General features: G+C 44.5%; 10 protein-coding genes and 5 tRNA genes. 1 reads left to right on the top strand and 14 read right to left on the bottom strand.

Going from position 1 to position 11590, the window contains the following annotated elements:
• Positions 1-132: 132 nt before the first annotated feature.
• On the bottom strand, positions 133-4221 hold the full coding sequence (gene rpoB, locus FTU90_RS02020; RefSeq protein WP_180071881.1) for a DNA-directed RNA polymerase subunit beta: 4089 nt from the start codon (positions 4219-4221) through the stop codon (positions 133-135).
• On the opposite strand from rpoB, the gene FTU90_RS02015 reads away from it, so the two are divergent.
• A complete protein-coding gene (locus tag FTU90_RS02015; RefSeq protein WP_034608820.1) occupies positions 4215-4466 on the top strand; it encodes a hypothetical protein in 252 nt (83 codons plus the stop codon). The genes rpoB and FTU90_RS02015 overlap by 7 nt on opposite strands.
• 63 nt (positions 4467-4529) lie before the next feature.
• On the opposite strand, the gene rplL is transcribed toward FTU90_RS02015, so the two are convergent.
• The 13 genes from rplL to trpE all read right to left on the bottom strand — a co-directional run bounded on the left by rplL (position 4530) and on the right by trpE (position 11534).
• Entirely contained in the window at positions 4530-4895 is a 366-nt protein-coding gene (rplL, locus tag FTU90_RS02010; protein WP_005095274.1) for a 50S ribosomal protein L7/L12, read from the bottom strand.
• A 48-nt stretch (positions 4896-4943) separates the two neighbouring features.
• Positions 4944-5450 (bottom strand): 50S ribosomal protein L10, encoded by a 507-nt coding sequence (gene rplJ, locus FTU90_RS02005; protein WP_005095272.1) that lies wholly within the window; start codon positions 5448-5450, stop codon positions 4944-4946.
• 300 nt (positions 5451-5750) lie between these two features.
• Positions 5751-6446: a 50S ribosomal protein L1 gene (gene rplA / locus FTU90_RS02000; RefSeq protein WP_005095271.1), complete on the bottom strand. Its 696-nt coding sequence runs from the start codon at positions 6444-6446 to the stop codon at positions 5751-5753.
• A gap of 3 nt (positions 6447-6449) precedes the next feature.
• Positions 6450-6878: a 50S ribosomal protein L11 gene (gene rplK / locus FTU90_RS01995; RefSeq protein ID WP_158310898.1), complete on the bottom strand. Its 429-nt coding sequence runs from the start codon at positions 6876-6878 to the stop codon at positions 6450-6452.
• A 119-nt stretch (positions 6879-6997) separates the two neighbouring features.
• Positions 6998-7531 carry a transcription termination/antitermination protein NusG gene (gene nusG, locus FTU90_RS01990; RefSeq protein WP_004278615.1) on the bottom strand — a complete coding sequence of 178 codons (534 nt, stop codon included), beginning with the start codon at positions 7529-7531 and terminating at the stop codon, positions 6998-7000.
• A gap of 7 nt (positions 7532-7538) precedes the next feature.
• Entirely contained in the window at positions 7539-7979 is a 441-nt protein-coding gene (gene secE, locus FTU90_RS01985) for a preprotein translocase subunit SecE (protein WP_005095267.1), read from the bottom strand.
• A gap of 74 nt (positions 7980-8053) precedes the next feature.
• Positions 8054-8129 (bottom strand) — tRNA-Trp (locus tag FTU90_RS01980).
• 52 nt (positions 8130-8181) lie between these two features.
• Positions 8182-9372 carry an elongation factor Tu gene (gene tuf, locus FTU90_RS01975; protein ID WP_005095265.1) on the bottom strand — a complete coding sequence of 397 codons (1191 nt, stop codon included), beginning with the start codon at positions 9370-9372 and terminating at the stop codon, positions 8182-8184.
• A 150-nt stretch (positions 9373-9522) separates the two neighbouring features.
• Positions 9523-9597, bottom strand: a tRNA-Thr gene (locus tag FTU90_RS01970).
• A gap of 17 nt (positions 9598-9614) precedes the next feature.
• Positions 9615-9690 (bottom strand) — tRNA-Gly (locus FTU90_RS01965).
• A gap of 38 nt (positions 9691-9728) precedes the next feature.
• Positions 9729-9812, bottom strand: a tRNA-Tyr gene (locus FTU90_RS01960).
• 54 nt (positions 9813-9866) lie between these two features.
• Positions 9867-9942, bottom strand: a tRNA-Thr gene (locus FTU90_RS01955).
• A gap of 98 nt (positions 9943-10040) precedes the next feature.
• The gene (gene trpE / locus FTU90_RS01950; RefSeq protein WP_005095263.1) at positions 10041-11534 is read right to left on the bottom strand and encodes an anthranilate synthase component I; all 1494 of its coding nucleotides are present in this window, start codon (positions 11532-11534) and stop codon (positions 10041-10043) included.
• Between the last annotated feature and the right edge of the window lie 56 nt (positions 11535-11590).

Here is an 11590-nt window from a genome sequence, read left to right as displayed (position 1 = left end):
CACAAATATTGTTTTTAACTGAATTGGGAATCCCAAGAATCCCCCTAAATCCCCCTTTATAAAGAGGGACTTTCCCCTCTTTCTTAAAGAGGTGAGAAGCATTGCTTCGCAAGGGAGATTCAATGGAACTAATTAGTCACCATTTTTCAGTTCAATGTTGATACCTAAAGAACGGATCTCTTTGGTCAATACGTTGAACGATTCAGGCATACCCGGGTCCATATAATGGTTACCATCTACAATATTCTTGTAGATACGGGTACGGCCTTCAACGTCATCCGATTTCACAGTCAGCATTTCTTGTAGCGTATATGCTGCACCGTAAGCTTCTAGTGCCCAGACTTCCATCTCACCGAAACGCTGACCACCGAATTGTGCTTTACCACCCAGCGGCTGTTGCGTGACTAGAGAATAAGAACCAGTTGAACGCGCATGCATCTTGTCATCAACTAAGTGGTTCAGTTTCAGCATGTACATATAACCTACAGTTACTGGACGGTCGAAACGCTCACCAGTACGACCATCATATAATACTGTCTGACCAGTACTTGATAGACCTGCAAGTTGTAACAATTCTTTGATCTGACCTTCTTCAGCACCATCGAATACAGGTGTTGCCAAAGGCACACCAGCACGCAAGTTACCAGAAAGTTTCAAGATTTCTTCATCAGTCAAACTGTCAAGATCTTCTTGCTCGCCACCAACTTTGTTATAAATCTTGTCCAGGAAATCACGAAGCTCAAGTATAGTACGCTGTTCTTTCATCATCTTGTCGATTTGATCGCCAAGACCTTTGGCAGCCATACCTAAGTGAGTTTCAAGAATCTGACCCACGTTCATACGCGATGGTACGCCCAGCGGGTTCAGTACGATATCAACAGGTACACCATTGGCATCGTGTGGCATGTCTTCTACCGGCAAGATGTTTGATACAACACCCTTGTTACCGTGACGACCGGCCATCTTATCACCCGGCTGGATGCGACGTTTTACCGCAAGATAAACTTTAACTACTTTCAATACGCCAGTGGTCAGCTCATCGCCTGTAGAAAGTTTGCGTTTTTTCTCAGCAAATTTCTCGTCAATTTCGAAGCTCTTCTCTTTCAAGAACACTTGAATTTGCGTTAGACGTTCAGCGATTGCTTCATCAACCGGTTGAATTTCAAGAAGATCAACAAGCTCTAAACCAGACAACACGTCTTCAGACAGTTTGTCGCCACGTTTAGTGGTACCGCCACCATTCGACTCTTGACCGTTCAACAAACGAATTACACGTTCACGTGCTGCTTCTTCAAAGATCTTGAACTCTTCTTTCAAGTCTTTACGGTAAGCATCAAGCTGAGCTTTTTCAATTGCTTGAGCACGTTCGTCTTTTTCAAGACCATCACGTGTAAACACTTGAACATCAATCACAGTACCTTTGGTACCAGATGGAACGCGTAAAGATGAATCTTTAACGTCAGCTGCTTTTTCACCGAAGATTGCACGAAGCAATTTTTCTTCCGGCGTTAGCTGCGTTTCACCTTTAGGCGTCACTTTACCAACAAGAATATCACCTGCTGTTACTTCAGCACCGATGTAAACAATACCTGATTCATCAAGTTTAGAAAGCGCTGCTTCACCCACATTCGGGATATCGGCCGTGATTTCTTCAGCACCAAGCTTAGTATCACGTGCGACACATGACAATTCCTGGATATGAATCGAGGTTAAACGGTCTTCTTGAAGTACACGCTCTGAAAGTAAGATCGAGTCTTCGTAGTTGTAACCGTTCCAGGTCATGAATGCGACGCGCATGTTTTGACCAAGCGCTAGCTCACCGCCATCAGTCGATGGACCATCAGCTAATACGTCACCACGACCCACTTTATCACCCAGGTTCACCAGAACTTTCTGGTTGATACAGGTGTTTTGGTTTGAACGGGTGTATTTGATCAGGTTATAGATATCTACACCTGCCTCACCTGCGATCATCTCTTCTTCGTTCACACGAATGACTACACGAGATGCATCAACAAACTCGATACGACCACCACGCTGAGCGATCACACATACACCAGAGTCATGTGCTACGTTCGCTTCCATACCCGTACCTACGAGTGGTTTGTCAGCGATTAACGTAGGAACAGCCTGACGTTGCATGTTTGAACCCATCAATGCACGGTTGGCATCATCGTGTTCAAGGAACGGAATCAGTGACGCAGCCACAGATACAACCTGCTGAGCAGATACATCCATATGCGTTACTTTTTCCGGCGGCATGCGTACGAAGTCACCTTGGTGACGTACAGATACAACTTCTTCTAATAAATTACCATCAGCATCTACTGCAGAATCGGCCTGTGCAATCACAGTACCCACTTCTTCAATCGCAGACAGGTATTCAATGTCCATGGTTACACGGCCATCAACTACTTTACGGTAAGGCGTTTCCAGGAAACCGAAGTTGTTCGCTTTAGCATATACAGAAAGCGAGTTGATCAAACCAATGTTTGGACCTTCCGGCGTTTCAATTGGACATACACGACCGTAATGCGTTTGATGTACGTCACGTACTTCAAAGCCCGCACGTTCACGCGTCAAACCACCGGGACCAAGTGCTGATACACGACGCTTGTGCGTGATTTCAGACAACGGGTTGTTTTGATCCATGAACTGAGACAACTGGCTTGAACCAAAGAATTCTTTGATTGCAGCAGCAACAGGCTTCGCATTGATTAGATCTTGCGGAGACAGGTTGTCTGTTTCAGCTTGAGATAAACGTTCTTTAACAGCACGTTCTACACGAACCAGACCGACACGGAATTGGTTTTCTGTCATTTCGCCCACAGAACGAACACGACGGTTACCCAAGTGATCGATATCGTCGACTTCACCTTTACCGTTACGGATTTCAACTAATGTTTTCAATACATCAGTGATATCTTCGTTCGAGAGAATACCTTCAACTTCACGCGACTTCTGGTCTGTACCCACTTCATAAGGACGACCCAAACGACGGTTGAACTTCATACGACCGACTGGAGACAAGTCATAACGCTCAGAAGAGAAGAACAGGTTATTGAACAGGTTCTCAGCTGCTTCTTTGGTTGGTGGCTCGCCCGGACGCATGACTTTGTAGATTTCGACCAATGCTTCTTCACGAGTGGTCGTAGTATCTGCACGTAGAGAATCTGCAACGAATGAACCACGGTCGATATCATTGGTGAACAGAACATTAAACTGCTTCACGCCGCCTTCTGCAATTTTCACCATGACTTCATGGCTCAATACGGTATTTGCAGCAATCACGTCGCCATCTTTTAATGCGATGTCTTCAGCCGTGATACGCTCATACAAATACTCATCAGGCACTGCAAGTTTTTCAAGACCTGAAGCTTCCATCTGACGTACATGACGCGCGTTAATACGTTTACCTTGTTCAACGATTGCCTTGCCATCTTTATCCAAGATGTCAAATTGTGCCATTTCGCCGCGCAGACGTTCCGGCACCAAGTCAATTTGATAGCTACCCATGTCAAGATATACAGGGACTTTCTCGTAGAACATGTTGAGAATGTTTTCGTTGCTATAACCCAGCGCACGCAGCACCACAGTCGCAAGTAATTTACGACGACGGTCAATACGTACATAGACCAGGTCTTTGGCATCGAATTCAAAATCTAACCATGAACCACGGTAAGGAATGATACGCGCTGAATAAAGGACTTTACCACTTGAGTGAGTCTTACCTTTATCGTGGTCAAAGAATACGCCTGGTGAACGGTGTAATTGAGATACGATTACACGCTCGGTACCATTAATTACAAAGGTCCCGTTATCCGTCATCAATGGCATTTCGCCCATATAGACTTCTTGTTCACGTACGTCTTTAATTGACTTCGTTTCACGATCTTTCAGGATCAAACGAATTTTTACACGCATTGGTGCTGCATAAGTTGAGCCACGAAGAATACATTCGCGTACATCAAACTCAGGCTTACCAAGACTATACTCAACAAATTCTAAAGCAGCATTGCCAGAATAACTTTCTATAGGAAAAACTGAACGAAATGCGGCTTGGAGACCGATATCTTCGCGGTTTTTTGGTGATTTGCCATCTTGTAAGAACGTTCTGTACGAGTCGACTTGAATCGCGAGCAGGTACGGAGCATCCATAACGCTAGGCAATTTACCAAAATTCTTACGGATCCGTTTCTTTTCGGTATATGAGTATGCCATCTGGAGTCCTCGGAAAGTGTAAACCAAGCCCGCCTGCAGAACGGGCTCAGAAGGAATTACGCTGGCCGATATGGCCACCACTCTTTACAAATGCTGCAATTTTTAGTGGTATTAAAACGCTTATCAATATTTTTTTACTGAAAAATATTGGTAAACGTTTGTTCATTATGTTTATTTTTAATTTGTATGATTTTTATATCATGCAAACAAAAATCGAGCCGATTATTGTAACGCAAAAAGGCTGATGACCCAAGAGCCATCAGCCAATTTTTGGAGCTGATTATAAAAAAACCGGCTCCCTTAAGCTATTACTTAAGAGTAACTGTAGCACCAGCTTCTTCAAGTTTCTTCTTAAGTTCTTCGCCTTCTTCTTTAGAAACGCCTTCTTTAAGAACTGTAGGAGCGCTTTCAACCATGTCTTTAGCTTCTTTCAAGCCAAGGCCAGTTGCTTCACGAACTGCTTTAATTACAGCAACTTTGTTTGCGCCAAAAGAAGTCAATTCAACATTGAATTCAGATTGCTCTTCAGCAGCAGCAGCAGCAGGACCAGCAGCAACAGCTACAGCAGCAGCAGAAACGTTGAATTTCTCTTCGAAAGCAGAAATAAGTTCAACAAGTTCAAGAACAGTTTTTTCAGCAACTGCGTTTAGGATTTCTTCGTTTGTTAAAGCCATGAGATTAACTCCAAATGGGTATTGAATGATGTGTGTGTAAGTTTGAGCTTAAGCAGCTTCTGACTCGTTTTTCTCTTGAAGCGCTGTAAGTAAGCGGCCCAATTTCGAAATAGGAGCTTGAAGAACGTTTGCAAGCATAGTAAGCGCTTTTTCTTGGTTCGGAAGATTCGCGATAACGCTAACTTCTTCGCCTTGATAAAGTTTGCCATCAAATGCAGCAGCTTTAAGTTCAAATGCTTTATTAGTTTTAGCGAATTCTTCGAACAAACGTGCAGCAGCACCCATGTCGTCTTCAGAAGTCGAGAAAGCTAAGATTGTTGGGCCAACAAGGTTGTCGTTCAAGATATTGAATTGAGTATCTTGAAGAGCGCGTTTAGCCAAAGTGTTACGCACGATACGTGTGTGAACACCTAGTTTACGAGCTTCAACGCGAAGAGCAGTTAATTGCTCAACAGTTAAACCTTGATAGTCAGCAACAACAGCGGCAAATGCAGTAGAAGCAACTTCAGTTACTTCAGCTACGATCTGTTTTTTGCCTTCGATAAGAAGAGCCATTGTAAAACCTCCTAACGGTGATTTATGTACTTACGCGAAGTACACTCCCAATTCGTTAATCCATCACTGGACTAACACGCGGAGGATGAACAAATCACACCACCGCGTCTACGCAGGCTGGACGATTAAGAGCGAAGCATAAAACTCCCCTCGCCCGCGGTCTTTGACGCTGATAAATTTTCATTTATCAATTCAAAGTTTGCCTAAGTTTGCAAAATACGACGGAGCGTTTCTTGCGTAAGTTTTAAAGCAGTGCTTTAAAACTTACTCAGGGCTTTAAAATTCTGTATAAGTCGAGACTTATTTAGAAACGTTTGCTACATCAACGATCAAACCAGGACCCATAGTTGAGCTCAAAGTGATCTTTTGAATGTATACGCCTTTAGAAGTCGCAGGTTTCAAACGTTTCAAGTCAGCAACAAGTGCTTCAACGTTTGAACGAACAGCTTCAGCAGTGAAACCTACTTGACCGATCGCAGCGTGGATAATACCTGCTTTGTCTACGCGGTAACGTGCTTGACCAGCTTTTGCATTTTTAACTGCAGTTGCTACGTCAGGAGTTACCGTACCCACTTTAGGGTTTGGCATTAAGCCACGTGGACCAAGGATCGTACCAAGTTTACCTACAACGCGCATTGCATCTGGAGCAGCAATTACAACGTCAAAGTCAAGGTTACCCGCTTGGATGCTTTCAGCAAGATCATCGAAACCAACAACGTCTGCGCCTTCAGCTTTAGCAGCTTCAGCAGCAGCGCCTTGAGCGAATACAGCTACACGTACAGTTTTACCCGTACCTGCAGGAAGTGTAGTCGCGCCACGAACAACTTGGTCAGATTTACGAGGATCAACACCTAGGTTTACCGCGATATCCAAAGATTCTTTGAATTTAGGAGCTGGAAGGCTCTCTAAAACTGCAACAGCTTCTTCTAGCGTGTAAACTTTGTGCGCTTCTACAGCAGCTACGATCGCTTTTTGACGTTTAGTTAATTTAGCCATGTCTTAAAGCTCCACTTCCAAGCCCATAGAACGCGCAGAACCAGCAATGGTACGTACACGTGCGTCTAAATCAGCACCAGTCAAATCTGGTTCTTTAGTAGTCGCGATTTCTTCGATTTGAGCACGAGTCAACTTACCAACTTTAGTTTTGTTAGGTACAGCTGAACCCTTCTGGATACCAGCAGCTTTCTTAAGAAGAATAGCAGCAGGTGGAGTTTTCATGATGAATGTGAACGACTTGTCGTTGTACACAGTGATCACGACTGGAATTGGTAGACCAGCTTCAACTTTTTGTGTCGCAGCATTGAATTCTTTACAGAATGCCATGATGTTCACACCACGTTGACCTAGTGCAGGACCAATCGGTGGAGATGGATTCGCTTTACCAGCTGGAACTTGCAGCTTGATATAGCCGTCAATCTTCTTAGCCATTTCAAATTACCTCTGGGTGCAAACGCCGGTGAAGGCTCCCCAATGATTTCAAGTAACGATACCGTTACAACAACAATGCCTGATTTGCACGCAAATCAGGCGTTTTCAACCCAAACCAATTAAACTGATTTTTCGACTTGACGAAATTCCAGTTCAACTTGAGTTGGACGGTTAAATACATTAATGGTCAACGTCAAACGTGACTTTTCGTACTGAACTTCTTCCACCACACCTTTAAAGTCTGTGAATGGACCGTCAACTACGAGTAATTCTTCGCCTGGTTCAAACATCGTCTTAGGACGAGGTGCTTCACCAGTATTGCGTACACGCGCAAGAATCGCATCGGCTTCTTTTTGCGTAATTGGCGCCGGTTTTTCCGCCGTACCACCAATAAAGCCTAAAACTTTCGGACATTCTTTAACAATGTGCCAAGTGTCGTCATTCATTTCCATTTCGACTAGAACATAGCCAGGAAAGAACTTGCGCTCTGATTTACGTTTCTTGCCATCCTTCATTTCTACCACTTCTTCGGTAGGAACCAGGACTTCACCAAAGCTATCGGCAACAGCGCTACGCTGGATTCGATCATTAAGCGAACGCATTACTTGTTTTTCATAACCTGAATAGGCATGAATAATGTACCAACGTTTCATAGCTCTCTTACCCGATAATAAACTTGATTAACCAGCCTAAAATATAATCGAAACACCATAAAACAATGGAGGTAATTACGACTACAACAAGAACTTGCCAAGATGTGGACACAGTCTCTTGCTTGGTAGGCCAGGTCACTCGACGGAGCTCGATTCGTGCATCTTTCAGCAGACGAATAAAGCCTTTGCCTTGATGGGTGGCGTATAATAAACCGAATGCTGCAACGATACAAGCCAAAATCACCCCAACACGCACCCAAATATCATTCGCAGGGGCCCAGTATGCTGGTAAATATTGGTTTACCATCATTGCACCAACCAATAAAATCAAGGCGATAACCCATAGAACCATGTCTAATGGAGAACCAGAACTTACATCTACTGCAGGATTATTTCTTTGAGGAATTGCCGCTTCGCCTAATGCGTCGCGTGATTTTTCATTCGACATTTTTGTACTCGTCGTAGGTTTCGCGACTTATTATATGACCAATTTTGCCGACATCAAGCGTCTTTTTCAAAACTTGGCAGGTCAGGAGGGACTCGAACCCCCAACATTCGGTTTTGGAGACCGACGCTCTACCAATTGAACTACTGACCTGCAAAATAACAAGTTGGAGCCGAAACCCCAACCCGTTTATCTTATTCTATGATTATGCAGTTACTTTAGCAACTACACCAGCACCCACTGTACGACCGCCTTCACGGATCGCAAAACGTAGACCTGGGTCCATTGCGATTGGGTGGATTAGCTCTACTGACATCTCAACGTTGTCACCAGGCATAACCATTTCCACGCCTTCTTTAAGCGCGATCGCACCAGTTACGTCCGTAGTACGGAAGTAGAACTGTGGACGGTAACCGTTAAGGAATGGAGTGTGACGACCACCTTCTTCTTTAGAAAGTACGTATACTTCCGCATCGAATTTAGTATGTGGCTTGATCGCACCTGGTTTAGTCAATACTTGACCACGTTGTACGTCTTCACGCTTAGTACCACGTAGAAGAACACCACAGTTCTCGCCTGCACGACCTTCGTCAAGCAATTTACGGAACATTTCAACGCCAGTAACTGTAGTTACTTGAGTATCACGGATACCAACGATTTCAACTGATTCGCCTACTTTAACAATACCAGTCTCTACACGGCCAGTTACTACTGTACCACGACCAGAGATTGAGAATACGTCTTCAATTGGCATAAGGAATGGAAGGTCGATTGCACGTTCTGGCTCTGGAATGTAAGAGTCAAGTGCTTCAACCAGTGCAACAACAGCGTCTTCGCCATACTGACCAGCTTCACCGTTAAGTGCAGCAAGTGCAGAACCGCGGATTACTGGAGTGTCATCGCCCGGGAAGTCATAAGTAGAAAGAAGTTCACGAACTTCCATTTCAACCAGTTCAAGAAGCTCTTCGTCGTCTACAAGGTCGCATTTGTTCAAGAATACAACGATGTAAGGTACACCTACCTGACGAGAAAGCAGGATGTGTTCACGAGTCTGTGGCATAGGACCATCAGTCGCAGCACATACAAGGATCGCGCCGTCCATCTGAGCAGCACCAGTAATCATGTTTTTAACATAATCGGCGTGGCCCGGGCAGTCTACGTGAGCGTAGTGACGAGTTGGAGAATCGTATTCTACGTGTGAAGTATTAATTGTAATACCACGTGCTTTTTCTTCTGGTGCAGAGTCGATTGCAGCGTAATCACGCGCTTCGCCACCGAATTTCTTCGCACATACAGTTGCAATCGCAGCTGTTAAAGTTGTTTTACCATGGTCGACGTGACCAATTGTGCCCACGTTAACGTGTGGCTTATTACGTTCAAACTTAGCCTTAGCCATGTTAATACTCCTCGTTTACGTCGAACACAATTCTGAGTAAAACCCAGTTCCGACATGTCGTTTTAAAAAACCAAATACCAAATACTTGAAAAGCAGACTAAATAGCCTGCTTCTGAAATATTGTGCAATAAAAATTGCTAAACTGTAATCTGGAGCTCTTATCGAGATTTGAACTCGAGACCTCTCCCTTACCAAGGGAGTGCTCTACCACTGAGCTATAAGAGCAAATATTAGCACTTCAATGGAGCGGGAGACGAGGGTCGAACTCGCGACATGCAGCTTGGAAGGCTACCGCTCTACCAACTGAGCTACTCCCGCACGATGTTGGTACAAACCACTTATTGAAGTATTAAAATTGGTGGTGAGGGAAGGATTCGAACCTTCGAAACTTTCGTAGCGGAGTTACAGTCCGCCCCCTTTGACCGCTCGGGAACCTCACCATTTTACACTTACATCAGTGCTGTTCTTTACTCAACCCTTGAAACTCTCCAAGATGGTGCCGGCACACGGATTCGAACTGTGGACCTACTGATTACAAGTCAGTTGCTCTACCAACTGAGCTATGCCGGCGTTTCTTAGTGTTTCGTACGTTTCGTATCGGAACGGTGTGCAGTTTAGCAAAACTCACAAACCATGCAAGTGTTTTTTTCAAAAAAAACCTCAAAAACTCATAAAATCAAACCATTTGATGATAATTCAACCGCTTTGATCACTGCGCGAGCTTTTATTTGGGTTTCATTCCATTCAGATTCGGGATTTGAGTCGGCAACCAGTCCTGCTCCGGCCTGAACATAGACTTTATTTTCACGGATCACACAGGTACGAATCGCAATCGACATGTCCATTTCGCCGTGCCAGCCTAAATAACCGACAGCGCCTCCAAAAATTCCGCGTTTTACCGGCTCAACTTCGTCAATAATTTCCATGGCACGAATTTTTGGTGCACCTGAAAGCGTACCGGCAGGGAAAGTTGCCTTAAAAACATCCAAGGCATCGACATCGTCACGCACTTCACCCTGTACATTCGAGACAATATGCATGACATGCGAATAACGTTCGATCACCATTTGATCAGTCACTTGAACTTTACCAATTTTTGCAATGCGTCCGACGTCATTGCGACCCAAGTCAATCAGCATGACATGTTCGGCAATTTCTTTTTCATCAGAGAGCAAGTCTTGCTCAAGGGCCAGATCTTCTTCCTTGGTTTTGCCACGTGGTCGTGTGCCTGCTAAAGGACGCACTGTGGCAATGCCATTTTCCAGACGTGACAGAATCTCTGGCGAAGAACCGACAATATGGAACGGTGTATTGTTTTCCAAGGTTTGCCCTTGTACCAGAAACAGATACGGCGAAGGATTCAGATGACGTAGCGCACGATAGACCTGCAAAGGATCACCATCGAAATCTGACACCATACGATGCCCGGGCACCACCTGCATCACATCGCCGGCACGAATATATTCTTTGACCTTTTCAACCGAGGCAATAAAGTTGTCATGTCCGGTTAGAGATTCAAAATGTGGCGGACTATGTTTTTCAGCTTTCAGGCTAATCGGTGTTGCCAGAATATTTTCCAATTCATTCAATTGTTCATGTGCTTTTTCATAAGCAATCGGGTCAGCTGCATCGGCATGCACAATCAGAAATAAGGTATCTTTTAAATTGTCAAAGACAATGACGGTTTTAGACAACATCATCCAGATATCAGGCAAGCCAACCGGATCTGCTTCAGGCACATTTTTGAGTTTTGGTTCAATATAACGCACGGCATCATAACCAAAGTAGCCCACCAGACCGCCAGTGAAGCTTGGCAATGCAGGCAAGTCCTGTTGGGTCGGCACTTTAAACTGAGCCTGAAAGTCACGAATATAGTGAAAAGGATCTGCACAGTGCTGCTTTTCAATCGAGCCGTCCGCATGCTGTACCGTCAGTTCACCGGCATTACAGGAAAATACCGTAGATTCGCCCAGCCCAATAATCGAATAGCGTGCCCAGTTTTCTCCACCTTCGACAGATTCAAACAGATAAGCCTGCTGATGCTGCTTAAGACGCGCGAAAATAGAAAGTGGGGTATCCGTATCGGCCAGACGCTGACGGTACACTGGAATCAGGTTATAGCCTTGTGCAGCAAGTTGCTGGAATTGTGCTTGTGTGGTCATGCGGTTTTTCTCTTTAAATTGGGTTTACTCAGTGTATAAATAGACTTGAACTGAGC

It is taken from the genome of Acinetobacter sp. YH12200 (genome assembly GCF_013418175.1).
GTDB classification, from domain to species: Bacteria; Pseudomonadota; Gammaproteobacteria; order Pseudomonadales; family Moraxellaceae; genus Acinetobacter; species Acinetobacter pseudolwoffii.
The sequence above is the reverse complement of the archived record's forward strand: the minus strand, read 5'-3'. Positions and strand labels throughout refer to the sequence as shown.